Here is a 24,564-nt window from a genome sequence, read left to right on the forward strand (position 1 = left end):
AAGCTCCACTGAAGCTTTGAACTCCCCTTACCTTTTGAGTCCCACAAACGCATCATGTTGAGGTGGTATCACTGCTTGTACAAGCTGAGGCATCAGCGAAGTAGGAGTAGATGCTCCGCCCATGGGATAGGATTCGTAGAATGAGGAGGGAAACCGACGAAATGATACGGTAAGTCCGAACCGCTGAGTGCATGGCTCTGCTCTTCCGATCTGAGACAGTCGAAAAGTAGAAGGGGATGGTATTGGTATCAATCAATGAGTAACAAAGTAACAGCATGATTCGAAACATTTGCTTGTAATTTGCGGAGGAACATCAATATGGATGGAATAACAAAAGATTCTATAAAAACGGCTAAATTAATAAAACAATTATGGTCCCAATTGACCGTTAAAGAAGCTTTTGATGAAGTAAAAAAATATACGAATGGCAAAAATACTGCAATCTTTACTGAAGTTGAAGGTGACACAATTGTAGGTCTAGCACTATGTTCACTCAGATTTGATTATGTTGAAGGTTGTAAATATAGTCCTGTTGGATTCTTAGAAGGGATTATTGTCGACGAGGAATATCGTTTAAAGAATATTGCTAAAAATCTCTGTACAAAATGTGAGGAATGGGCGAAAAATAAAGGATGTAAGGAATTTGCAAGTGACTGTACTTTAACGAATACGGATTCTATAAGATTTCATCTCAATATTGGATTTCAGGAGGCAAATAGAATTATTCACTTTAAGAAGAAATTATAATTTAGAAACGTGAATAAACTTGTTTAAATTTTATGTCTCTTTAGAAAGTGTGTTAACTTGAAAGAACAAATTTTTTTGATGGGTGGGAATCCCCCAATAACGAAATATAGCATTGTTGATAAAATTGTATTATCAAGCAAGATTGAAAGAATTGTTATTTTTACAGTTTTTCGAGATAATTGGCAACCCTATATGAAAAAGTACACGGAAGTTTTCCAAAGTCAATTTCCTAATCTAAACACTGATTACTTACTTTTGGACACTGAGCAGATTGATTTTGATAGCTATTTAGATGCTGATCTAATCATCATTGGTGGAGGAAATACGGAAAAATATATAGCTACTTATGTCAATCAGGAGTTCAAAAATTATATCGATCATATGCTTAATAAAGGGGCAAAAGTTATAGGATTTTCTGCAGGAGCCCTATTATTAGGAGAAAAAGTCTATGTCTCACCTAATGATAATTCAGATCATCAGATAAAGATAAAAAATGGATTAGGACTCTTTAGTCAGTTTTTAATTAGTGTCCATTATGATTCCTGGAATGATAAAGCTAATAAGGATAGAGCAGAAGAACTCGTCAGTGTTCCCATAATTCCACTAAATGATCATTCCTGTCTTGTATTGGATAGACTTGGAAACATTATTGAGAAAATTGACTAGTTTTAATCATGCGAATCTGAATCTACGAAACTAAAGTATTGACGAAATAAATAGTGAAAAGCCTTGATTGTAAGGCTTTTTTGTGTTTTTATGATAGAATATAGGTAGTTATAATCGATAGCAACTAAGAAGCAGTAAAAATATTATTCATAAAATAATCAAGATTAGGAAGGAAAAAATGACAGAAATTGATAAAAGGAATTTAAAAAATTATCTTTGTTTTACATTTGGAATTACTTATATATCTTGGGGGCTTCTTGCCATATTTACACAATCTTATATTTTGGGATTAGAGACATTTATAGGAAGAATATTACATATAGTTGGTGCACTTGGACCAGCTATTGCAAGTGGCTTTTATTTAAAAAGTAATAATATAAAATTTAAACATTTTTTATTTAATAAGATAGAAAATAGCAGTATTTATTTCATTTATCATATGTTAGCAATTTTGATACTATTTTCTGTATCTTCCTTAGAATTAAACGGAGTATCAATTTATCTGATGCCATTATTCTTTATACAACTAATTTTTTTTGGTGGTGGACATGAAGAATTAGGATGGAGAGGAATATTACAACCATTACTTGATAAAAAATATACTTATTGGCAATCTAATTTGATTGTAGGATCAATTTGGGGAATATGGCATCTGCCTTTATGGTTTATAGTTGGAGAAAGTCATCAAGAATTTCCTTTTATTTTATTTTTTATATATACATTATTTTTAAGTTTTGTTTTAGGGCTTCTTTACCGTCAAACGAAATCTGTGGGATACTGTGTATTATTTCATGCGTTCGCAAATTTGTTAAATCTCTATTTTGTGTTAAAAATTAATGTTATTTTTATTATCATTTTTATTGGTTATTTGATTTATACGATATTGGCGAGTAATAGAATTAGTAAGGAAAAGTAATTTTAACTTTAGATTAGTATATTAATTATTGAAAGTAACGTATGGTCATTCTAGATAATCAATGTTAGAGACTTTTCTATTTGATGAGGCATCACTGCTTGTTCAAACTGATTTAACAAGTATTTATCTAGTGAAAGTCCTACAGTAAGGAGTTTAAACATGAAATTCCATGAATTTGGTGATAAGAATTTGCCTCCTATTTTACTGATACATGGTGGTGGTAGTTCTTGGTGGAATTATCTTCGTCAAGCACGAATCTTGTCAAAAGAATACCGTATTATTCTACCAACTTTGAATGGCCACGGCGAGGAATATCAACTTGATTATGTTTCTACTGAAGATTCTGCTTTGGAGATTCTAGACTATATCAAAGCAAACTGTGATGGGAAATTGTTTGCAATCGGTGGTGTTTCACTTGGTGGTCAAATTGCCATGGAGCTTTTGTCTTTAGACAGTGAAATTGCTAAGAAGGCCATCATAGACGGAAGCCTCTGTATTCCTCAACCAAGGTTAGCTAAAATCAGCATCTTTCTAGTGTCTCTATTTGGTAAGTTGATGTTCAATAAATTCTCTTGCAAACTTCAGTTAAGCATGATGAACAAACTCTATCCTAAACTGACTTATCCAGAGGATTTGCCAAGGACGCCTGTCAAAACATTGGTGACCATTTACAAAAGCTATATGGGATGTTACAAGCTGAAAAATATGATTTCTGCTAGCAAGGCACAGGTTCTGTATATCTATGGTGAAAAAGAATTGAACTGTGTGAAAGAATCAGCGAAATTATTTCATCAGTTACATTCAAATACAATTTTGTATGAAGCAAAGGGCTATAACCACGGCTATTTATCAGCTTACTTGCCTTATGAGTGGATTGATTTGGTGGTGCCATTTTTAAAGAGTGATTCATTAGAAATGTGTAATGAATCTGATATGCCATAAGGAGGAATACCATGCTAGGGGCAATTATTGGAGACATTGTAGGTTCTGTTTACGAATGAAACAATATCAAAACGAAGGATTTTCCTTTATTTTGTGAGGAATGTTTCTCTCTGATGATACGGTAAGTTCGAACCGCTGAGTGTGTGAGTTTGTTAGTGAAACGTAGTTAATTCTCAAAATAAAGAAACTAAAACTCCATTATTTTGAGATGACAGCCTAAATTGGCTTTAAGGAGGTGTTATATTGACAGAAAGCAGACCTATGTTTGAAAAAATCTCATCCTTTGATGAGTTTAGTAAATACTATTGGTATCGGGAAGAACTTTCACAGATATGCAAGTCATTAGGGCTTGAATATAGAGGGACAAAACAGGAACTTAATGATATTATTGAGCAGTACTTTAAGGGGATTTTGATTAAAAAATCATCAGTAAAAAACAAAAAGAAAAGAGTAGAAGTCCTTACCTTAAATACGCCCTTGCTTGAATGTGGATTCTCCTTTAATGTACACTTTAGAGAATATTTCTCAAATTTAACAGATGTTTCGCCCTTTAAGTTTACTGCCGATATGGCGACTGCTTGGAGAAAAGTAAAAAGAGAAAATGATTTGAGTTTTACAATCCAAGATATGCTAAAAGTTTATTATGGAAATTCAGATTATGCCAAGTATGATCATTCGGTTTGTCAATGGAATCAATTTCTAAAGGATTTCTGTGCAGACGAAAATAGTGGCAATTATTCGAATAAACTAAAAGTAGCTTCTATTCTTTGGAAAGAAGTTAGAAATTCAAGTAATGAAAAAATTTATTCAAAAAATCTTTTGACCGAATATGCTGATAAAATAAAAGAGTATGGCAAGGTAGTTCAATAGAAGTGCCTTTGTTTTGAAAATCTGAATTTTTAACTAGCTATTATACATGTCTTGTTTTATAATTTAGAGGATTTAAAACCTTTTGATTTGTTTGCTGCTGACTTAGCTGAATTAAAGCAGTATCTAAGTTTAAAATAAGCGACAATCATTTTAAGCAATTTTGAGCAAGTCAAGGATATTTTTTCTGAAGACGGAGTAAGTAGTGAGCTAGTGTAAATTTACACACATCTATTTGTCCTTTAAAACGGATTTATATAATAAAAAAATATGGAGGGTATTTTATGATACAAGTAACTGATTTTATTAATAAAGTAAATATTACAGATAGTGATAATGTCAATTGTGAATTTGAAGTACGTAAAAAGGCAATGGATTTTTATAAAAAGTATCCTTATTATGAGAAAGATGATTGGGAGATTATTAAGTTTCAAAACTCAGTTAATAAATATAATAAATTAAAGAATGATAAAGAGATTGAAGCATATAAAGAAAAATCAGAATCAGAATATAAGGGAGCTCATTTACTTGTCAATAAATCGAAAGGTATAGCACTTACGGCTGATATCCTTACTTCAATTAGGTTACCTTGTGAAAGAATTGCAAAAGTTGAAACTTGCTTAAGAGGTGGTAAAGAGATAAAAGACGGGATATTAAAAGATTATATAGAAATACCACATGATTTGCAACCTTATTTTAAAGCTTTTGCTATTGTTTACTATTGGTGTGGAAATATGATGCCAGTGGTGGAAAGTTTCATCCCTGGAAGTTATGGAGCAGATAACTGGCTTTGGAAAATGAATATAATAATTAATTGTCATAAAGGTGGTCCCCATCAAAACTGGAGGAATTGGATTAAAGAAAACTGGGGAGAAAATCTAAACAAATTCATCACAGATTACTATTTTGAAGATTGTTTTGAAAAGAATACTTTAAACATTAAGTATATTGTACGAGAATCTGATCCAAATCTTCATCCAGCTAATTGTATACCGAACATTTCTTCACTAAACAATGAGAATATGATAAATCTTCAAAAAAATAATAATAAATTAGCAAAAGAATTTTTAATCAATCATGTAAAAGTGATTATTCAAAGAAGTTACCGAATCGAGAATAAATTTCATGGGGATTGGAAGAAGAAAGAGAAGGATGAGGTAAAAGAAATTTTTAAAGAGATTTTCGCGCAAGCTGGATTTAATGGCAAACAGATTAATAAAATGCTTTCTTTATTTTAGATAATCGTTAATATTCTAGCGCCAATCGTTTGATATTATCTGATAATCTTTACTTTAAACTATGTTTTATATGCTCGAAATTCACAGTAAACTCGTTGTCTATGTTTTTATAAATTAATGCCCAGTACGTCAAAGTTCTTTTTTCTGAGTTTTCATTATATAATAGCATTATATGTAATGAAATATATAGCAACTCTAACATTTCTATTTAAAATTCAAGGAGAAAATCAATGAAAAAAGCAATGTTAATTATTAACCCTACCTCTGGTGGGGAAAAGGCTTTGGATTATAAGGTTAAGCTGGAGAATAAGGCAAAAGATTATTTTGAGCATGTGGAAACCAAAATTACCGAAAAAGCGCTGGATGCGACACATTTTGCTGAGGAAGCGTCTCGTGAGCAGTACGATGCAGTGGTTGTTTTCGGTGGAGACGGGACTGTCAATGAAGTCATTTCGGGTATTGCTGAGAGAGACTACACTCCGAAGTTAGGGATTATCCCTGGCGGTACAGGCAACCTCATTACGAAACTGTTGGAAATCAATCAAGACATCGATGGCGCGATTGATGAACTCGATTTTAATTTAACCAATAAGATTGATATCGGTAAAGCAAATGACAATTATTTTGGTTATATCTTTAGTGTCGGTTCTCTGCCTGAGGCGATTCACAATGTGGAGATCGAGGACAAGACAAAATTCGGTATTTTAGCCTATGCTGTAAATACCATGAAGTCTGTGATGACGGATCAGGTCTTTAACATTAAGATTGAGACAGAAAATGGAAATTATGATGGTGAAGCAAGTCATGTTTTGGTCCTTTTGACAAATTACTTCGCTGATAAGAAAATCTTTGAAGAAAACAAGGACGGATATGCCAATATTTTGATTCTAAAAGATGCTTCAATATTCTCTAAATTATCTGTCATTCCAGATTTACTAAAAGGGGATGTTGTCGGAAATGATAATATTGAGTATATCAGAGCGCGTACTATTAAAATCTCTTCAGATAGTGAATTGGAGTCAGATGTTGACGGCGATAAGTCGGATAATTTACCTGTAGAGATTAAGGTGCTAGGCCAGCATATTGAAGTCTTTTCACAACCGAAAGAGTAGAAAGTAGAAGTTAGTTTGTCTTTCACTGTTAAAACTGGTTTCATATCAAAGATTGGAGGAGGAATGAATTCTCTATTTGATGAATTTCGAACAATTTGTTCTCATTTAAACCAAGTCGGAATCACTCCGACGCTCATGGGGTCTTTGGGTTTTGAATACCGTTCAAATGAAGAATGGGAGCCGTCTGACATTGACATTCATGTCTCTGGAGATCCTAGAGGCTGGGAAGCGCCTGATCATCTCAGGATTTATGACTGGGACAAGATATTGAAAGTGATGAATCTCTTAGGATATACCTTGGTAGATATTCACGAGCATGAATTCCAAAAAGATGGCGTGAGCGTTGAATTTGGAAGTATCAATTCATTACCAGATTTTGCAGGAGTTTCAGAATCAGATATAGAGTTGATTCATCTCGAGGACATCACGTTTCGTGTTCCAAGTTTAGAACAGTATTTAAGCATTTACAAAGCTTCTTCCCAAGATTCCTATCGAAATGACCACAATAACAATAAGGATTTTAAAAAGATAGAGTGGCTGGAAAGGCATTTGTAAATCATCATTCAGAAAGTAGTAGGTATTGAGACTTACTGCTTTTTTATTCTCAAAAACAATCCACTCGAAACTATGGACAAGCCTTGAAAATAAAATTTTAAAGTAGTATACTAGAATCACAATTATGAAAACGTTTGCGTCGCAAATAAACTCAAGTTAATTAGGAGACAAAACAGTGGAATTAACAGCAATTTACCATAGACCAGAGTCGGAGTATGCCTATCTTTATAAAGATAAGATAATGCACATGCGTATCCGGACTAAGAAAGATGATATTGAAAGCATCAACTTGCATTATGGAGACACTTTTATCTTTTTAGAGGACCACTATGAAGCAAACAAGGCGATGGTCAAAGTGACTTCTGATGCCTTATTTGATTACTGGCAAGTGGAAGTTACGGTTGGCTATGCGCGACTCCAATATCTCTTTGAACTCAAGGATAAGCAAGGTCAGAGTATTTTCTATGGCGATAAGGGATGTGTTGAAAATACGCGAGAAAACCTTCATTATGAAGGAAATGGCTTTAAAATTCCGTACATCCATGAGGTTGATGCTTGCCATGTTCCTGACTGGGTAGCAAATACAGTTTGGTATCAGATTTTCCCAGAACGTTTTGCTAATGGGAACCCTGGGATTTCATCTGAAGGTGCGCTAGCTTGGGATTTCTCTATCAAGCCAAAGACGAGCGATTTCTTTGGTGGTGATTTACAAGGCATTATTGACCATCTGGATTACTTGCAGGACTTGGGCATTACAGGTCTTTATCTCTGTCCGATTTTTGAATCCCCAAGCAATCACAAGTATAATACGACGGATTATTTCGAAATTGATCGTCATTTTGGAGATAAGGAAACCTTCCGTAAACTGGTGAAGGAGGCCCATCAGAGAGGCATGAAAATCATGCTGGATGCTGTTTTCAATCATATCGGGGATCAGTCTCCTCAGTGGCAGGATATTCTCAAGCATGGTGAAAAGTCGGAGTATAAAGACTGGTTCCATGTTCAAGAATTTCCCGTGACTAAGGATAAGCTGGGAAACCCTAGAAAACTCCCTTACCATACCTTTGCCTTTGCCAGCTATATGCCCAAGCTAAATACGGCCAATCCTCAAGTGAGGGACTATTTGTTGAGCGTTGCGACCTACTGGATTGAAGAGTTTGATATCGATGCTTGGCGACTGGATGTGGCAAATGAAGTAGACCACCAATTTTGGAGAGATTTCCGTAAGGCTGTTTTGGCTAAAAAGCCTGATCTTTATATTCTTGGAGAGGTCTGGCACACTTCACAGCCTTGGTTAAACGGCGATGAATTCCACGCAGTCATGAATTATCCTCTCTCCGACAGCATCAAGGATTATTTCTTGCGAGGGACTAAGAAGTCACCTCAATTCATCAATGAGATCAAAAGCCAGTCTATGTACTATAGACAACAGATTTCGGAAGTGATGTTCAATCTCTTGGATTCGCATGATACGGAGCGCATTTTGGCTACTGCCAAGGGAGATGTTCAACTCGTTAAGTCTGCCCTTGCTTGCCTCTTTCTACAAAGGGGGACACCGTGTTTCTACTATGGAACGGAGTTGGAGTTAGATGGAGGACCAGATCCAGATTGTCGTCGTGTCATGCCTTGGGAACGTGTTTCAGACAGTAATGACATGCTTAATTTTATGAAGAAATTGATTCAGCTTCGCAAGAGTGTCTCAGATATAATCCAGCACGGGACCTATAGACTGCAAGAAATCAAGCCAAATGTGGTATCTCTGGCATGGGATTATGATGGACAAAAAATCCAAGCTATTTTTAACCAATCAACTGAAAATTATCTTGTATATAGTGATGCTGTAGCGCTTTCTAGTCATTGTCAAGAATTGGAACAGCAACTGGTGATTTTGCCTAAAGGTTTTGTCATTCGATAAAGAATATGATTAAAAAGACTGTAATGAATGGGTGATTCGTGCAGTCTTTTTTTACTTGTCACAGATTATACTGCCATCGTCGGATTCACAGAGTTGATAGATGAATTTTTCTCCTCTGCCAAGACAAAATACGCTATAGAAAAAATCAGCATGCATTTTCAGTCTGATGATAAACCACGAATCCCAATGAAAATAGTAATTGCGTTTTCATTTCTCATTTTTATTGGAGTCTGGGATGGAAAGTGATGGGATATTAGGACTATGTATTTTTATGCTATACGAGGGGAGGAAAAATAGTAGCTAACCTGTCATTTTTAAGACGTAGTCTTTGTAGTTTTGCCAGCAATGGTATATAATTTATCCTAGAGTTATTTATAGATAGGAGAAGAATCATGGAATTAAAAGATTTTACTGAGAAAGAACAAGAGATGATTAAGCAAGGATTGACAACATCTGAGATTAGCGATAAGGAAACCGCTGCGAAAATCCTTGCCCTAGTACCTCAGGAATGGATCAAACGCATTCCCTTTTTCGTGCGAAAACACGCAACAACTCGGACAATAAAGCGTATTTCTATCGAACATCCAGAGCTCTACGCAGTTGCCAAGAGAAGTGGTGAGATTCCTGAGAAGGAAAGAGAAGAATTGCGCCAAATTCTGACAGATATTTTCCAAGAAAAAATGAACAAGCATAAGATTAAGTAGTTTTTAATCATTTACTTAATCTTATACTTGCTCGTATTAAAATGATACTATATTATTCCCACATACTGTGTTGAGCTCTAACACCATAACTATCTATGGAACCATCTGAATTGAACTTAGCTTCAATCCTGTATCTTTTCCAGAGGTCGTAATCTGCCGTTTGAATGGTTAGGATGTAGTTTGAGTCAGTCTCAGCGACATTGTAATCAGCAGGATTGACTTCAAAGATATCGATTAATTTTCTTGTTTGAAAATCTTGGAGCTTGAGATTTGCTAAACTGACATGATTGATAGAAATTCCCTGCAATTGATGGGCATCCTTAGGCGTTCTATAGTAGGTAATGACACAGTTTTTGAGTTGATCAGTATCTTTGCCAGTAGGAGTAAGGGTCATAAAACCATAGGACTGATCTTCACGCTTGATTTCGAGAAGCTGGCCGTAGTAGAAATGGTCGTTTTTTGGATTGGTGATAGGACTATTTGCACCTTTATCTTCGAAGGTGAAACCTTGCTCTAAAAGCTCGGAAGCCTTGGTCTCTCCGATAATGACTGTGGTATTTTGAATGGTGACTGGAACAGGTTGAGCTGGAAGACCACTCATCATGATGCAAAACATAAAAACATAACTCGTTAAAAAAGCTGTCCCGATAAAAGCGTTGGTTGATGCATAGACATGACTGTTACGAAAGTTTTTTCTTATAGCTAGTACAACCAATTTGCCGATACTTTTTAAAACCATACTAAAAAGCACAATGAAAAATTGTTTTTTCAAACATTCATAAAATGCTTGTAGAAAGCTATTACCATGATAGTAGAAGCCAGCCAATACGAGTAGATTTACGATTAGATAGATCAACAAGAACCAATGAATCTCTTTAAGGGCATTAGCATCAGTGATTTCTTCATAGTCAACGTGAATTCTTCCTTGAATTGCATGCCCAAGTTTATAAATCCATTTGGGAATTTCCTTGCCTTTATTTACTGCGATTACAAGTCTGATATAGAGATAAATGGTAAAGGATAAGGATAGAAAGAAAAGAGCATAAAAAATCAAAACAACAGTAGTGAACATGGCTATTTCCCCTTTTTTCACCAATGAATACAGAACAATTTATTAGCTCCATTATAGCACTTTCTTGGGAAACAGAGCTAAAAATATCAGCAATATTCTTAAAGATAAAAAGATGGGAATGATTGCCATTTATGCTATACCGATTGTACGGATAGAAGGTAGTCCTTTCTTAATAATCGTTTTATTAGTCGGGAATTTGCTTTTAATGAGAAAGATAAGATTTGAAAGAGAACATAAAGGAGTAGAGAGCCATGGGTAGAACGGTGATTATAGGTACTTTAATAGCTTTTGCAATTTTTAATCTGCTACTCGGTCTGGGCTTTTATCTCTTTCTAAAAAAGAGGAAAGAGAATGGACAGTCATTGTACGAAACTCCTGTAAATCAACAAACTCGAACAGAAAAACGGGGTTTAGGCGAGATTTTGGTCTACCTGACACTGATTGCCATCGCAGGGATCTTTGCCTTTCAGACCTTAAATAGAGGCGGTGTGGGGAATTCTATTTTAGCCAAAATGATCCTCCTACCTGCTCTAATGGCCCTTTTCAATGCAAGAAAACGAACTGGGAAGTCTATGCTTGCCCTCCTTATAACCTTCCTTGTCTTTCTATTAGGAGTCATGTTTAATCTCACGATTGGTTTGCCACCTCAAGCACCGATTTTGCAAATTAATGAAAGTAAAATCATTTTAGCTGAAACTAAATCCAGTGAGCTGATGGACGCTGGATTTGACATCTATGTAAGACAGGGCGATGGTGGTAGCGACTATGAAGACCTCCTGACAAATAACAGTTTCCAAAAGTATCCTGGAGATAAAACAGTTACCATCGAAAAAGGCTTCAGGCTTGATAGCAATGCTGTTCCTTATGCTCCCTACCTCCTAGCAAAAGATGGCATAGTACTGGGCAGTATTTCCTTTTACGGTGCTGAGGACCATGATGTGGCTATGGAAGATTCTAAGGTTATTCAGGTTCGATTTAACAAGGACAGTATTGAGGCAGCGAAAAAACATTCTATTACTTTCAAATTAAATGAACTTGACTTGACTACACGACTGAAAGTTTCTCTTGTTCAAGAAACTTTAAAGAAGCATCTATGGTCAATTCCACCATCAAATACAAGTGATGTCACTCAACTATGGTATGGATTAAAGTGGTCCAGCAACAGTGATTCGCTATTTTGGAATGAGTACTATGGTCTCATCCGCCTAGATGAAAATTATATGATGACTGATTTTGAACTAGCTGTTCAAGTAGCACGAGATAAGTAGATAAGATTTTGAATAACTGACTATACTTACGATTCAACAAAGGAACTAATCAATTTAGTTCCTGTTTTTGTTTTTTGATTTCAATTTTAAACGGTTTCTTTTTATTGTTGAGTAATATTTCACGAACAAAAAAAAGAAATTGTTTAAAAAAGTTTCACAAAATCCTTTACAAGCTCTTATAAACATGGTATAGTTATAAGGCTTAGAAAATGAGATGATGTTTTCTAGCAAATATAAACCCGAGTAAAAAATGCCTACGGACAGGCAGGGTTGAATGCCGAAGCGTGGTTGAAAAGCCACATTATTGATAGGGTTAAAAGCCTACTTTTATAAGTTGATGTTAGGATATTTGTCCTAATTCATAAATTTTTAGTGTGGTGAAAGCACACGTCATCTTGTGAAACGATCAATAAAGTACGTAATATTTGCTACTAGAGAGTTAGGAAACATCGGGAACAGACATACTCAACAGAAACCAAAATACACACGTCAGAAGATTGCAGAGCAGGTGAAAACCTGCTCTTTTTTCATAAGTCAACCTTTAGTCGCCTTTATCTTCTTGAGGTGCTAAAAATACGGTAAAGGAGTATGTCTTGAAGAAGTTAGATCAAAACCAAGCCCCAATTTACGAGGCCTTGGTCAAACTACGCAAGAAAAGGATTGCCCCCTTTGATGTGCCAGGTCACAAGCGTGGACGGGGAAATCCAGAACTTGTCGAACTGTTAGGAGAAAAATGTGTTGGCATTGATGTCAATTCTATGAAACCTTTGGATAATCTAGGTCATCCCATTTCGATTATTCGGGATGCAGAGGAGCTGGCAGCGGATGCTTTTGGAGCGGCACATGCCTTTCTCATGATTGGAGGAACAACCTCATCGGTGCAGACTATGATTCTTTCCACCTGCAAGGCAGGAGATAAGATTATTCTACCGAGAAATGTCCATAAATCTGCCATCAATGCGCTGGTTCTATGTGGTGCCATTCCCATCTATATCGAGATGAGTGTAGATCCTAAAATCGGCATCGCTTTAGGTCTTGAAAATGACCGTGTTGCGCAGGCAATTAAGGAGAATCCAGATTCCAAGGCCATTTTGATTAACAATCCTACTTACTATGGGATTTGTTCAGACCTCAAGGGTTTAACGGAAATGGCTCACGAAGCTGGCATGATGGTTTTAGTAGATGAAGCCCATGGAGCGCATTTGCATTTCACAGATAAACTACCAATATCCGCTATGGATGCAGGAGCTGATATGGCGGCTGTCTCTATGCATAAGTCTGGTGGGAGTTTGACTCAGAGCTCCATCCTTCTTATCGGGGCGCAGATGAATCCTGAGTACGTTCGTCAGATCATCAACCTGACCCAGTCTACATCTGCCTCTTACCTACTTATGGCTAGTTTGGATATTTCTCGTCGCAACTTAGCCCTTCGTGGGAAAGAGTCTTTTGAGAAAGTCATTGAGCTCTCCGAGTACGCTCGTCGTGAAATAAATGCCATAGGTGGCTACTATGCCTACTCAAAAGAGATCATAGACGGTGTGTCGGTTTGTGATTTTGATGTGACCAAGCTGTCCATTTATACTCAGGGTATTGGCTTAACAGGTATAGAGGTATATGATCTCCTGCGAGATGAATACGACATTCAGATTGAATTTGGGGATATTGGCAATATATTGGCCTACATTTCAATCGGTGACCGCATCCAAGACATTGAACGTTTAGTTGGTGCTTTAGCTGATATCAAGAGACTTTACTCACGAGATGGGAAGGACTTGATAGCAGGAGAATATATCCAACCGGAGTTAGTACTGTCTCCGCAGGAGGCCTTCTATTCAGAGAGAAGAAGTTTAACCTTGGATGAGTCAGTTGGACAGGTCTGTGGGGAATTTGTCATGTGTTATCCTCCAGGGATTCCTATCTTGGCTCCAGGTGAACGCATTACACGAGAAATTGTAGACTATATCCAATTTGCCAAAGAACGTGGTTGCTCCCTCCAAGGGACGGAAGATCCAGGGGTCAACTATATCAACGTCATTAAGAGAAAGGAGAACTAGATGGATTTATGGTTTTCTGAAGTTCATACTCCAGATGTGAAATTGTCCCTGAGAACTGCCAAACAACTCTACGCTGGGAAAAGTGAATGGCAGGATATCGAAGTCTTGGATACGCCAGCTTTTGGGAAAATATTAATCTTAAATGGGCATGTCTTGTTTTCAGATGCAGATGATTTTGTCTACAACGAAATGACGGTCCACGTTCCCATGGCTGTCCACCCAAATCCAAAGAAAGTCTTGGTTATTGGGGGTGGTGACGGTGGTGTTGCCCAAGTATTAACCCTCTATCCTGAACTGGAGCAAATCGATATTGTGGAACCGGATGAGATGCTGGTTGAAGTCTGTCGTGAGTATTTCCCAGACTTTGCTGCGGGGCTAGATGATCCTCGTGTTACCATTTATTATCAAAATGGGCTACGCTTTTTGAGAAATTGCGAAGATGACTATGATATTATCATCAACGATGCGACAGATCCCTTTGGACATACGGAAGGGCTCTTTACCAAGGAATTTTACGGTAATAGTTATCGAGCTCTGAAGGAAGACGGCATCATGATCTATCAGCATGGGAGTCCCTTCTTTGACGAGGATGAGTCAGCTTGCCGAAGCATGCATCGCAAGGTCAATCAAGCCTTTCCAATCAGCCGGGTTTATCAGGCCCATATCCCAACCAGTCCAGCGGGCTATTGGTTGTTTGGATTTGCATCGAAAAAATACCACCCTGTCAAAGATTTTGACAAGGAAGGCTGGAAAAAACGTCAGCTTTTCACAGAATACTACACTGCAAACTTACACGTGGGAGCCTTTATGTTGCCCAAGTACGTAGAAGACATTTTAGAAGAAGAGGAAGGGAAAAAATGAGTCGTTTATTAGTTATTGGATGTGGGGGCGTTGCCCAAGTTGCTATTTCAAAGATTTGTCAAGATAGCGAAACATTTACAGAAATTATGATTGCTAGCCGTACCAAGTCAAAATGTGATGACTTAAAGGCTAAATTAGAAGGCAAAACAAGTACTAAGATTGAGACAGCTGCTCTTGATGCCGACAAGGTAGAAGAAGTGATTGCCTTAATTGAAAGCTACAAACCAGAAGCTGTTTTGAACGTAGCACTACCATACCAAGACTTGAGCATTATGGATGCTTGTTTGGCGACTGGAGTCCACTATATCGACACTGCCAACTATGAGGCTGAGGACACAGAAGACCCAGAATGGCGTGCTATCTATGAAAAACGCTGCAAGGAACTTGGTTTTACAGCCTACTTTGACTACTCATGGCAATGGGCTTATCAAGAAAAATTCAAAAAAGCAGGCTTGACAGCTCTTCTTGGATCTGGTTTTGACCCAGGTGTAACCAGCGTCTTTTCAGCTTATGCACTCAAACATTATTTTGATGAAATCCACTATATCGATATTTTAGACTGTAATGGTGGTGACCACGGTTATCCGTTTGCAACTAACTTTAACCCAGAAATCAACCTCCGAGAGGTTTCTGCACCAGGTTCTTACTGGGAAGATGGAAAATGGGTCGAAGTCGAAGCTATGTCTATCAAGCGTGAGTATGATTTCCCTCAGGTTGGACAAAAAGACATGTATCTCCTTCACCATGAAGAAATTGAATCATTGGCGAAAAACATTCCTGGAGTCAAACGGATTCGTTTCTTTATGACTTTTGGTCAATCTTATCTAACGCATATGAAATGCTTGGAAAACGTTGGTCTTCTTCGTACGGATGCTATTAACTTTAATGGACAAGAAATTGTGCCAATCCAATTCTTGAAAGCCTTGCTTCCAGACCCAGCCAGCCTTGGCCCACGTACAGTTGGAAAAACCAATATCGGCTGTATCTTTACAGGTGTCAAAGACGGTGTTGAAAAGACCATCTATATCTACAATGTTTGTGATCATCAGGAATGTTACGCAGAAGTTGGTTCACAAGCAATTTCTTACACAACAGGCGTTCCAGCCATGATTGGGACCAAATTAGTGATGAACGGAACTTGGAAACAACCTGGAGTTTACAACCTTGAAGAATTGGATCCAGATCCATTCATGGAAGCTTTGAATGAGTACGGCTTGCCTTGGGTTGTGGTAGAAAACCCGCAAATGGTGGACTAATGAAGTTAGAACAAGTACCCACACCAGCTTATGTCATTGACTTGGCCAAGTTAGAAGCCAACTGCCGTATTTTACAGCAAGTTCAGGAAGAAGCCGGTTGCAAGGTTTTACTGGCCCAGAAGGCTTATTCCCTCTATAAAACCTATCCCTTGATTAGTCAGTATCTGTCAGGTACGACGGCTAGTGGACTCTATGAAGCGAAGCTTGCTAGAGAAGAATTCCCGGGGGAAGTCCATGTCTTTGCACCTGCTTTCAAGGAATCAGATATGGAAGAGCTACTGCAAATATCAGATCATATCGTCTTCAACTCAGAGGGACAGTTGCGTAAACATGGTGCTCGTTGTCGAGCGGCTGGTATCAGTGTCGGTTTGCGTATCAATCCTCAATGTTCAACCCAAGGAGATCACGCACTCTATGACCCTTGTGCACCAGGTTCTCGGTTTGGAGTTACTTTAGAGAAGATACCGAGTGATTTGCTGGACTTAGTAGATGGTCTTCATTTTCACACACTTTGCGAGCAGGGGGCGGATGATTTAGAGACAACTTTGAAAGCTGTAGAAGAACAGTTTAGTCCCTACTTACATCAAGTAAAATGGCTCAATATGGGTGGAGGACACCACATAACGAGAGAAGACTATGATGTGGATTTGCTGATTTCTGAAATCAAGCGTATCCGAGAAACTTACAATCTTGAAGTCTATATCGAGCCGGGTGAAGCTATTGCGCTCAATGCGGGTTATCTAGCAACTGAGGTATTGGATATTGTCGAAAACGGTATGGAAATCTTGGTTTTAGACGCCTCTGCGACCTGCCATATGCCTGACGTACTTGAGATGCCCTATCGTCCACCTTTGAGAAATGGCTTTGATGCAATGGAAAAATCCCATACTTATAGGCTTTCTTCTAATACCTGTCTGACGGGCGACGTGATTGGAGATTATAGCTTTGGAAATCCAGTCCAAATCGGTGATAGACTTTATTTCGAGGACATGGCAATCTACTCCTTTGTCAAAAATAATACTTTTAACGGTATTGGCTTGCCAAGTCTCTATCTCATGGACGAACAAGGGGACTGCAGTTTAGTCAAAGTCTTCAGCTATCAAGACTTTAAAGGGAGATTATCATAATGAACAGTCCAAAAAAATTAGGCTATCGTATGCCAGCAGAGTACGAACCTCATCATGGTACCCTCATGATATGGCCGACTCGACCAGGATCATGGCCCTTTCAAGGAAAGGCTGCCAAAAGAGCATTTACTCAGATTATCAAGACTATAGCAGAAGGGGAAAGGGTTTATCTTTTGGTAGAGCAGGACCATCTATCTGAAGCCCAATCCTATCTAGGAGACAAGGTCGTTTATCTAGATATTCCTACCAATGATGCCTGGGCGCGTGATACTGGTCCGACCATTCTCGTCAATGATAAAAGAGACAAGTTGGCAGTAGACTGGTCTTTCAATGCCTGGGGTGGTGCTGTAGATGGTCTCTACAAAGACTATGAAGCAGATGACCAAGTAGCTAGTCGTTTTGCTGAGACCTTGAAAATGCCTGTTTACAATGCTAAATCTTTTGTACTGGAAGGCGGCGCGATACACAGCGACGGTCAAGGAACCATTCTTGTGACTGAAAGCTGCTTACTCAGTCCTGGTCGTAATCCCCACCTCAGTAAAGAGGAAATCGAAAACACCTTATTAGAGAGCCTTGGCGCTGAAAAAGTTATTTGGCTACCTTATGGTATTTATCAGGACGAAACCAATGAACACGTTGACAATGTTGTTGCCTTTGTTGGTCCTGCAGAGCTTGTTCTAGCTTGGACAGACGACAAAAGCGATCCTCAGTATGCCATGTCTGCAGCCGACCTTGCCCTTTTAGAGAAGGAAACAGATGCGAAAGGTCACCCTTTCACTATTCATAAGCTTCCTATCCCAGCTATTCGTCAGGTTGTCTCTAAGGAGGATTTACCAGGCTATACCTATGAAGAAGGGGAAGAGGAGCGTTATGAGGGCGAACGTCTTGCGGCTTCCTATGTCAATTTTTATATTGCCAACAAGGCTGTCTTGGTACCACAGTTTGAGGATGTAAACGACCAAGTGGCCTTAGATATTCTCAGCAAGTGTTTCCTGGATCGTAAAGTTGTCGGAATTCCAGCCAGAGATATTCTCTTAGGTGGTGGCAATATCCACTGTATCACCCAACAAATCCCAGAATAGGAGAGAAAAATGAGAAATGTAAAAGTTGCAGCGATCCAGATGCAATGTGCTAAGGATGTGGCAACGAATATCCAAACAGCGGAACGTTTAGTTCGCCAAGCTGCAAAACAAGGCGCACAAATTATTCTCTTGCCCGAATTATTTGAACGTCCCTATTTCTGTCAGGAGCGTCAGTATGACTACTACCAGTATGCCCAGTCGGTGACAGAAAATACAGCCATTCAGCATTTTAAAGTGCTTGCTAAGGAACTACAGGTTGTTTTACCAATCAGTTTCTATGAAAAAGATGGCAATGTCTTGTATAACTCAATCGCCGTCATTGATGCTGATGGAGAAGTGCTGGGCGTTTATCGGAAGACCCACATACCAGATGACCATTATTATCAAGAAAAGTTTTATTTTACGCCAGGTAACACTGGTTTCAAGGTCTGGGATACTCGCTACGCTAAGATTGGGATTGGCATCTGTTGGGATCAATGGTTCCCTGAAACAGCGCGCTGTCTTGCGTTGAATGGGGCAGAATTACTCTTTTACCCAACAGCTATAGGTTCGGAACCGATTTTGGATACAGATAGTTGTGGTCACTGGCAACGTACTATGCAAGGACACGCAGCAGCGAATATTGTCCCAGTCGTTGCAGCCAATCGTTACGGTTTGGAAGAAGTTACTCCTAGTGAGGAAAATGGTGGACAGAGTTCCAGTCTTGACTTCTACGGTTCGTCCTTTATGACGGATGAAACAGGAGCTATTCTAGAGCGAGCTGAAAGGCAAGGTGAGGCTGTTCTGTTAGCAACTTATGACCTGGATAAGGGAGCAAGTGAACGCCTCAACTGGGGACTGTTTCGAGATAGAAGACCAGAAATGTACCAACGAATTACGTACTAGAAGGTAAATTTCATAATAAATTTTTGATATTCACGCCTGTCTTACAAAAATGTAAGATAGGCTTTTTAAATGTAAGATAGGTGTACGATTATACGCGGAAATGTATGCTATACTCTATGTAGATCAAAAAGAAAGAGGTTTATTATGAAAAAATGGAATGCAACGCAGTTGAAGTATCTGATGGCGGCAGTAATGGTTCTAGACCATATTCCGCATATTACCGGAATCGTTTCTCCTTTGTGGGAAGGTATCTTTCACGCCTTGACCCGTTGTGTGGGAGTTTGGTTTGTGTATATGGCTATGGAAGGCTTCATCCATACTCGAAATTTGAAAAACTACCTCATCCGTCTTTGGAGTTGGGCGCTTATCATGTTTGCTGGAAATAGTCTACTCAATGCCCTATTTGCATCCAAAGGAGTAATGGTCAATAATAATATTTTCTTTACTTTGGCCATCGGTGTCACCATGCTTTGGATTGGTTTTCCCAGAAAAGCGCTGGATAAAAAAGAGAAGTTGTGGCGTCGGATTGGGCTTGCTGGTCTCTTGATTTTCGGTTGTCTTTTTACTGAGGGTGGTATCACCATGCTACCATTTCTATTGATTAGTTACTCTTGTCAAAATCGCAAGGGCTTGCGAAATCTCCTATATGCCTTTCTGTGGGCCTTCTTGTTAGTGACTTCCATCCAAATATACGACACATGGTACCAAACACTGGAAATGATGCTTTACAATTCTGACTGGCTCTTTGTCACCGTCTTTCCTTTTATGGCCTTGTATAATGGACAGCGAGGAAAAGAAACTAGTTGGAGTAAATATTTCTTTTATATTTTCTACCCAGCTCATCTATGGATTATAACTTTGATTGCTTATTTGATTAAATAGCAAAAAAGCAAATAGCAGTAAATTCTGTCTATTTGCTTTTCTTTTTATAAACTTCCTGTGAAACTAAAATTCTAGTTCACGGTTAATATTACCAACAATCACATTCATTCGTAATCAGAAGTGTTTACGATAATTTTGATAGGTTATGGAAAATATTTTAAACGTTTTACTTTGGCAAAGATGTTCTCAACCTTGATTCTCTCTTTAGATAGCGCATGGTTATAGAATTTATCTTCAAGAGTTAGTTTCTCAAGTTTACTTTGATTTCTTCGGACTTTGACTCATTTTGAAGGCCTTCATATCGTTGCAATAGTTTACCGCAATATCCAAAGAAAAAATTCTCTCGTGGCTTGTTACAATCGCCTGAGCTTTCATAGCATGAAATTTCTTTTTACCAGAATAATTTGCTAGTTGTTTTTAGGACAATTGACTTTTACTTCCGTAACATCCAGAATCACCGTATCCTCAGAACTGAGAGGAGTTCTTGAAATCGTGAGACCATTTTGAATAAGAGTTGATTCAACCCACTACAGTTGACAAAGAGACAACAAAGAACTACCGATTGGTAATCCTAGTGCTGGTATCTTTATTTATTATCTAAAGAAAGACGACTTTCTTTAGACACATACATAATAACATCCCATAATATATTAGCCAAAATAAAACCTTTTAGTAAATAGTTTCCAAATTCAATTAAATACATTTTCTTTCCATCTGATTTATTTTGAAACGAAATCAACTGATTATTATAGTCATAATTATAATCTCTATGATCAATACTGTTTCTAATTTCATTGTCAAAAACAGAATCCATAATATCATTTGATTCATCATATTTATATATTTTAATCCGATTACCTACATTCCTGATTTTAGAATTGAACAATAATAAATCATTTCCAATATCCCCAGATATTTTTGAAAATTCAGAATTGAATTGTTCATGGAACTTCGAAATATCTTCACGATAGTAAATATTATTAATCAAAACTAATAAGACAACTAAATCTTTTAAATCTTCATAATTTTCTGAAAAAAATGATTTTAACGTTTCAAAATCTGTCTGTGCTATTCCTAAAGAAGTTTTTACGTCATCAACTTTCAAAGTACCTGCTAACTCATTTAAAATAATCGGCAAAATATAATTGTAATAATTCAAAAAATTAGAAGTCACAGTGAATAATTTCCGAGAAAAAAACAAATAATTAAATTCGAGAAAAGTAGATAATTTCTGAAATTCTTTGAATTTCTTTTTTCTTATGGATTCGACCTTTGATAAAAAATTATATCCTAAATTTTTATAATACTTGTTGTTACGTATTTCGTCATATAAAAAATCCTGCAAAAAACCTATCTTTTGATTCTCATTTTGATTTTTCAAATTTATATTAGAAATGTTAAGTAACTTTTTCTTTTTATATAAATATTTAGGAGACTTTTCATATAAATTCCAAAATGCTAAATAATCTTCCTCTCTAGAATATAATTTACATAAAAATCTTAACACAATCTCTTGTAATTCAGAAGTATCTATACCACTAATTGCATATTGCATATGCGGTGATAAATTCTCCATTTGATGTGTAACTCCCTCTGATTTCATAAACTTATCAGTGTAAAGTTCTGAAGATAACTGAATAACACTATTTACCTCATCGATTGCCAACTCATCCTCATTAACTTCAATACAATTTTTTAATTTAGCAATTGGTTTGCTATTCATTTTTTCGCTCGGACTAATTTGTGAATGTATTGATATCTCTCCACTACAAATTACCTTACACTCTGGGCATTCATAAGTAAATGGTATCCAGTTATAGTAACCTGCTTGCACTCTTATTCTCATTATACTATAACATGTTTTACATTTCACAAAAAAATTAGCATTCATAACATTATTACCCATCATATTTATATTATTTACTAAATTATATCAAAAAAATATAAGATAGGAAATATAATATTTTTAAGGCTTATATTTTACTTTGAAGACTAGGTAATAAGCTTCTTAGAGTTACTATGAGTCGATTAAGTGCCTAAAAAACAATTATGTATTTTTGATTTTATACAACTCTACTTTTAACAATCTTCACTACAAATCCTGCTATTGTCAAACATTAAAAGCAACATAGAAATCAGTAAAACCACGAATGCCGTTCGCTACTAAATCCTTTGTATAGAGATATCTTTCTGTAAAAAGAGGTAATTTCTATAGATTTATATAAAGACTAATCCACTGATGAGTCGGGTAAGAAATAAAACACCTGAAACTTTCATAAGCTGATAAAGAACAAACAAGTAATATCACTCCAATAGCTACAATAATCAAAAGAATTTGTTCCAACAATCTTATTCTCCTTTTGATTTATTTTTCTAACTTTAGTATAAGCTATAGAAATCAAAGAAAGCTCAAGTAATTCTAAAGAGTTTCTAAAGTTTTGTGATTCTTAAAAAACAAAAACCCAGTTGATATGAACTGGGCTTCTCAATTATAAAATATACTTCTCAATCGCGCGTGCAACGCCTTCTTCTTCGTTGCTAGCTGTAACGTCATTGGCTAAGGATTTGACATGGTCGCTGGCATTTCCCATAGCAATACCAAGCCCTGCAAACTGGAGCATTTCGATATCGTTATTGGCATCGCCCATGGCCATAATTTCTGAGGGCTCGATCTTCAAAATCGCTGCTAGTCGAGAAAGAGCAGTAGCCTTTGTCGTTCCAAGTGGCATTGCTTCGTAAATGACAGGCTGCGAACGAACGCCGCTAAATCGTTGGCAGAGCTCCTCAGCAAACCGCTGCTCAAAATCGTCTGTTTGCTCTTTGGTGCCTAAAAACATGCCCTGAAACATACGGTACTTACCACTGGCGGCTTCCTCAAGGGAAATTTCAGTTAGGTCTGAAAAGACTAGCTTGGCATCATTTTGAACAATTTCATTTGGCTTGCCACCGAGAACAAAATAATGTTTCTCATCAAAAAGAGTCAACTGGACGTCGCTTTTTTCTGCTAGGTCATAGAGGTATTCAATGTCAGCTGGACTGAGTTCTTGCCAGTCAACTAGACCCCAGTCACTGGTCTGGTGAGTTGAACAACCATTATTGACAATGACGTACTCATTCTGAAGGTCCAGTCCTAGTTTTTTATAGTAAGGAAGGACACCGAAAAGCGGGCGACCTGTACAGAGAACCAGTTTGACACCTTTCTCAATAGCTTGGTGAATGGCAGTAATGTGGGCTTGTGGGATTTCCTTGGCTTCATTGAGGAGGGTTCCATCCATATCCAAGGCTAGTAGTTTAATCATAAGACTTCCTTTTCTAGGTGTTTTGCTTTTATTATAGCATATAGACTATGAAATGTCTGACAGAATAGTAACATTTGACTTTCCTTTTCTTGAAAAAGAAAATAAAATCTTATATAATATGTATACTTAATATTCAAGGAGAAATAATGTCAAAGTATTATTTTAATTCAATTTACAAAAATGATGAAACAGAGTCTACAGGTCTTCTTTTCATCAAAGTTTACAACAAGTGGGAAAGCAATTTAAAAAGAGTCTTGAAATCGGTTGGCCTCACTTTGCCCCAATTTATTGTTTTGACTTCGCTCTTGTTTCTGACCAATAGAGAGGAATATGTAACGCAAGTTGATATTGCTCGGTTCACTGGTATGGATGTCATGACGGTTTCCCAGATTGTTAGACTATTGGAGAAGAAGGACTACATTAGACGTGATCAACATCCAAAGGATAGTCGGGCAAAACTGGTCTCAGTGACGAAGTCTGGCGCGGAGAAGGTCAATCAAGCTTTACCCTTAGTAGAAGGGATTGATGAAAAATTTTTTGAAAAACTTTCTAACGATAGAGAAAGTTTTAATCGCATGTTAGCAGTGTTGGAGGATAAAAATGCCTAGATATTGGGTCGGAGTTGTTTCAAAGAACCATGTTTTAAGAGGAGTTGAGGGAAATTTTTGTCAGGTCTGTCATGGAAAGGGCGGCCCCTTAAATCGTATGAAAAAAGGTGACTATCTTTTATACTATAGTCCAAAATACGATATGAATGGTCAAGATAAGTTACAGGCTTTTGTGGCCGTAGGTAAAATTATAGATGACAAAGCCTATCAAGTAGAGCAATTTGAAGGATTCTTTCCCTTTAGACGAAATGTCGAGTATTATCTACCAGTCAAGGATTGTTCCATAGAAATAGCCAGACAACATCCTGAATGGAGAGACTATACTTCTCGACTTCGTTATGGACATTTTGAAGTTTCCAAAGACTTTTTCCTCTATATCTTTCATCATATGAAAGTGGATGATGAAGTATGATTGATTTGCTAGTTAAATGATTATCAACAAGAATTTTGGATTTGGACTGTGAAGTGAACTTTGCTATAATAGAGTAAGAAACTTTGATAAACCAAA

24 protein-coding genes and 3 pseudogenes are annotated in these 24,564 nt (G+C 37.2%); 21 read left to right on the top strand and 6 right to left on the bottom strand.

The window, feature by feature from the left end; all coding sequences use genetic code 11:
• Positions 1–52: 52 nt before the first annotated feature.
• A complete protein-coding gene (locus ATE37_RS10720; RefSeq protein WP_180382745.1) occupies positions 53–277 on the bottom strand; it encodes a hypothetical protein in 225 nt (74 codons plus the stop codon).
• A 41-nt stretch (positions 278–318) separates the two neighbouring features.
• Here ATE37_RS10720 and aac(6') point away from each other — a divergent pair, with 41 nt between their 5' ends.
• The 11 genes and pseudogenes from aac(6') to ATE37_RS01200 all read left to right on the top strand — a co-directional run bounded on the left by aac(6') (position 319) and on the right by ATE37_RS01200 (position 9,662).
• The gene (gene aac(6') / locus ATE37_RS01145; RefSeq protein WP_084867239.1) at positions 319–747 is read left to right on the top strand and encodes an aminoglycoside 6'-N-acetyltransferase; all 429 of its coding nucleotides are present in this window, start codon (positions 319–321) and stop codon (positions 745–747) included.
• Between the two features lie 57 nt (positions 748–804).
• Positions 805–1,413, top strand: coding sequence for a Type 1 glutamine amidotransferase-like domain-containing protein (locus ATE37_RS01150; RefSeq protein ID WP_000662942.1), 609 nt, complete (start codon positions 805–807; stop codon positions 1,411–1,413).
• Between the two features lie 178 nt (positions 1,414–1,591).
• Positions 1,592–2,329, top strand: coding sequence for a CPBP family intramembrane glutamic endopeptidase (locus ATE37_RS01155; protein ID WP_084867241.1), 738 nt, complete (start codon positions 1,592–1,594; stop codon positions 2,327–2,329).
• Between the two features lie 159 nt (positions 2,330–2,488).
• Entirely contained in the window at positions 2,489–3,271 is a 783-nt protein-coding gene (locus tag ATE37_RS01160) for an alpha/beta fold hydrolase (RefSeq protein ID WP_084867243.1), read from the top strand.
• 11 nt (positions 3,272–3,282) lie between these two features.
• Positions 3,283–3,410: pseudogene (locus tag ATE37_RS10970) on the top strand (ADP-ribosylglycohydrolase).
• A 104-nt stretch (positions 3,411–3,514) separates the two neighbouring features.
• Entirely contained in the window at positions 3,515–4,141 is a 627-nt protein-coding gene (locus ATE37_RS01170; protein ID WP_084867245.1) for an SAP domain-containing protein, read from the top strand.
• A 281-nt stretch (positions 4,142–4,422) separates the two neighbouring features.
• A complete protein-coding gene (locus ATE37_RS10820) occupies positions 4,423–5,376 on the top strand; it encodes a hypothetical protein (protein WP_241502089.1) in 954 nt (317 codons plus the stop codon).
• 230 nt (positions 5,377–5,606) lie between these two features.
• Positions 5,607–6,488, top strand: a complete 882-nt coding sequence (locus ATE37_RS01180; RefSeq protein ID WP_084867246.1) for a diacylglycerol/lipid kinase family protein — start codon at positions 5,607–5,609, stop codon at positions 6,486–6,488.
• Positions 6,489–6,551: 63 nt separating this feature from the next.
• Positions 6,552–7,043 (top strand): hypothetical protein, encoded by a 492-nt coding sequence (locus ATE37_RS01185; RefSeq protein ID WP_001086573.1) that lies wholly within the window; start codon positions 6,552–6,554, stop codon positions 7,041–7,043.
• A gap of 175 nt (positions 7,044–7,218) precedes the next feature.
• Complete coding sequence (locus ATE37_RS01190) at positions 7,219–8,958, top strand: glycoside hydrolase family 13 protein (protein ID WP_084867247.1); 1,740 nt, start codon at positions 7,219–7,221, stop codon at positions 8,956–8,958.
• 392 nt (positions 8,959–9,350) lie between these two features.
• The gene (locus tag ATE37_RS01200; RefSeq protein ID WP_000420576.1) at positions 9,351–9,662 is read left to right on the top strand and encodes a hypothetical protein; all 312 of its coding nucleotides are present in this window, start codon (positions 9,351–9,353) and stop codon (positions 9,660–9,662) included.
• A 52-nt stretch (positions 9,663–9,714) separates the two neighbouring features.
• Here the strand turns inward: ATE37_RS01200 and ATE37_RS01205 are convergent, their stop codons facing one another.
• Entirely contained in the window at positions 9,715–10,734 is a 1,020-nt protein-coding gene (locus tag ATE37_RS01205; protein ID WP_084867251.1) for a hypothetical protein, read from the bottom strand.
• Positions 10,735–10,985: 251 nt separating this feature from the next.
• On the opposite strand from ATE37_RS01205, the gene ATE37_RS01210 reads away from it, so the two are divergent.
• From ATE37_RS01210 to ATE37_RS01245, 8 genes are all read left to right on the top strand, one after another.
• Positions 10,986–12,002, top strand: a complete 1,017-nt coding sequence (locus ATE37_RS01210) for a hypothetical protein (RefSeq protein WP_084867252.1) — start codon at positions 10,986–10,988, stop codon at positions 12,000–12,002.
• Between the two features lie 593 nt (positions 12,003–12,595).
• A complete protein-coding gene (locus ATE37_RS01215) occupies positions 12,596–14,056 on the top strand; it encodes an aminotransferase class I/II-fold pyridoxal phosphate-dependent enzyme (protein WP_084867254.1) in 1,461 nt (486 codons plus the stop codon).
• Positions 14,057–14,917 carry a polyamine aminopropyltransferase gene (gene speE / locus ATE37_RS01220; protein WP_000366713.1) on the top strand — a complete coding sequence of 287 codons (861 nt, stop codon included), beginning with the start codon at positions 14,057–14,059 and terminating at the stop codon, positions 14,915–14,917.
• Entirely contained in the window at positions 14,914–16,173 is a 1,260-nt protein-coding gene (locus ATE37_RS01225) for a saccharopine dehydrogenase family protein (protein WP_084867256.1), read from the top strand. Before speE ends, ATE37_RS01225 begins: the two co-directional genes overlap by 4 nt.
• Positions 16,173–17,300, top strand: a complete 1,128-nt coding sequence (gene nspC, locus ATE37_RS01230) for a carboxynorspermidine decarboxylase (RefSeq protein ID WP_084867257.1) — start codon at positions 16,173–16,175, stop codon at positions 17,298–17,300. The genes ATE37_RS01225 and nspC overlap by 1 nt, the downstream gene beginning before the upstream one ends.
• A complete protein-coding gene (gene aguA / locus ATE37_RS01235) occupies positions 17,297–18,382 on the top strand; it encodes an agmatine deiminase (protein WP_084867259.1) in 1,086 nt (361 codons plus the stop codon). Before nspC ends, aguA begins: the two co-directional genes overlap by 4 nt.
• Before the next feature lie 9 nt (positions 18,383–18,391).
• On the top strand, positions 18,392–19,267 hold the full coding sequence (gene aguB / locus ATE37_RS01240) for an N-carbamoylputrescine amidase (protein ID WP_084867261.1): 876 nt from the start codon (positions 18,392–18,394) through the stop codon (positions 19,265–19,267).
• Between the two features lie 144 nt (positions 19,268–19,411).
• A complete protein-coding gene (locus ATE37_RS01245) occupies positions 19,412–20,149 on the top strand; it encodes a TraX family protein (protein WP_084867262.1) in 738 nt (245 codons plus the stop codon).
• 114 nt (positions 20,150–20,263) lie between these two features.
• On the opposite strand, the pseudogene ATE37_RS01250 reads toward ATE37_RS01245, so the two are convergent.
• The 4 genes and pseudogenes from ATE37_RS01250 to ATE37_RS01265 all read right to left on the bottom strand — a co-directional run.
• Positions 20,264–20,676 (bottom strand): annotated as a pseudogene (locus ATE37_RS01250) (transposase); the annotation flags it as partial.
• 59 nt (positions 20,677–20,735) lie between these two features.
• The gene (locus ATE37_RS01255; RefSeq protein WP_084867264.1) at positions 20,736–22,058 is read right to left on the bottom strand and encodes a hypothetical protein; all 1,323 of its coding nucleotides are present in this window, start codon (positions 22,056–22,058) and stop codon (positions 20,736–20,738) included.
• Positions 22,059–22,259: 201 nt separating this feature from the next.
• Positions 22,260–22,310 (bottom strand): annotated as a pseudogene (locus ATE37_RS11020) (hypothetical protein); the annotation flags it as partial.
• Positions 22,311–22,638: 328 nt separating this feature from the next.
• On the bottom strand, positions 22,639–23,448 hold the full coding sequence (locus ATE37_RS01265) for a Cof-type HAD-IIB family hydrolase (protein WP_084867266.1): 810 nt from the start codon (positions 23,446–23,448) through the stop codon (positions 22,639–22,641).
• A 146-nt stretch (positions 23,449–23,594) separates the two neighbouring features.
• On the opposite strand from ATE37_RS01265, the gene ATE37_RS01270 reads away from it, so the two are divergent.
• Both ATE37_RS01270 and ATE37_RS01275 read left to right on the top strand, forming a co-directional pair.
• On the top strand, positions 23,595–24,056 hold the full coding sequence (locus ATE37_RS01270; RefSeq protein WP_084867268.1) for a MarR family winged helix-turn-helix transcriptional regulator: 462 nt from the start codon (positions 23,595–23,597) through the stop codon (positions 24,054–24,056).
• Positions 24,049–24,468: an EVE domain-containing protein gene (locus ATE37_RS01275; protein WP_001138490.1), complete on the top strand. Its 420-nt coding sequence runs from the start codon at positions 24,049–24,051 to the stop codon at positions 24,466–24,468. Before ATE37_RS01270 ends, ATE37_RS01275 begins: the two co-directional genes overlap by 8 nt.
• The last annotated feature ends 96 nt before the right edge of the window (positions 24,469–24,564 follow it).

The sequence above is a fragment of the Streptococcus oralis subsp. tigurinus genome (assembly GCF_002093575.1).
Classification (GTDB): domain Bacteria; phylum Bacillota; class Bacilli; order Lactobacillales; family Streptococcaceae; genus Streptococcus; species Streptococcus oralis_CH.

Bases quoted from the DNA above. Each gene is read 5' to 3' on its own strand.
- ATE37_RS01255 (WP_084867264.1), bottom strand. From the start codon at position 22,058: ATGATGGGTAATAATGTTATGAATGCTAATTTTTTTGTGAAATGTAAA.
- ATE37_RS01160 (WP_084867243.1), top strand. From the start codon at position 2,489: ATGAAATTCCATGAATTTGGTGATAAGAATTTGCCTCCTATTTTACTG.
- aguB (WP_084867261.1), top strand. From the start codon at position 18,392: ATGAGAAATGTAAAAGTTGCAGCGATCCAGATGCAATGTGCTAAGGAT.
- ATE37_RS01265 (WP_084867266.1), bottom strand. From the start codon at position 23,448: ATGATTAAACTACTAGCCTTGGATATGGATGGAACCCTCCTCAATGAA.
- ATE37_RS01225 (WP_084867256.1), top strand. From the start codon at position 14,914: ATGAGTCGTTTATTAGTTATTGGATGTGGGGGCGTTGCCCAAGTTGCT.
- ATE37_RS01275 (WP_001138490.1), top strand. From the start codon at position 24,049: ATGCCTAGATATTGGGTCGGAGTTGTTTCAAAGAACCATGTTTTAAGA.
- ATE37_RS01180 (WP_084867246.1), top strand. From the start codon at position 5,607: ATGAAAAAAGCAATGTTAATTATTAACCCTACCTCTGGTGGGGAAAAG.
- ATE37_RS01155 (WP_084867241.1), top strand. From the start codon at position 1,592: ATGACAGAAATTGATAAAAGGAATTTAAAAAATTATCTTTGTTTTACA.
- speE (WP_000366713.1), top strand. From the start codon at position 14,057: ATGGATTTATGGTTTTCTGAAGTTCATACTCCAGATGTGAAATTGTCC.
- ATE37_RS01245 (WP_084867262.1), top strand. From the start codon at position 19,412: ATGAAAAAATGGAATGCAACGCAGTTGAAGTATCTGATGGCGGCAGTA.
- ATE37_RS01185 (WP_001086573.1), top strand. From the start codon at position 6,552: ATGAATTCTCTATTTGATGAATTTCGAACAATTTGTTCTCATTTAAAC.
- nspC (WP_084867257.1), top strand. From the start codon at position 16,173: ATGAAGTTAGAACAAGTACCCACACCAGCTTATGTCATTGACTTGGCC.
- ATE37_RS01200 (WP_000420576.1), top strand. From the start codon at position 9,351: ATGGAATTAAAAGATTTTACTGAGAAAGAACAAGAGATGATTAAGCAA.
- ATE37_RS01210 (WP_084867252.1), top strand. From the start codon at position 10,986: ATGGGTAGAACGGTGATTATAGGTACTTTAATAGCTTTTGCAATTTTT.
- ATE37_RS10820 (WP_241502089.1), top strand. From the start codon at position 4,423: ATGATACAAGTAACTGATTTTATTAATAAAGTAAATATTACAGATAGT.
- ATE37_RS01270 (WP_084867268.1), top strand. From the start codon at position 23,595: ATGTCAAAGTATTATTTTAATTCAATTTACAAAAATGATGAAACAGAG.
- ATE37_RS01205 (WP_084867251.1), bottom strand. From the start codon at position 10,734: ATGTTCACTACTGTTGTTTTGATTTTTTATGCTCTTTTCTTTCTATCC.
- ATE37_RS10720 (WP_180382745.1), bottom strand. From the start codon at position 277: ATGCTGTTACTTTGTTACTCATTGATTGATACCAATACCATCCCCTTC.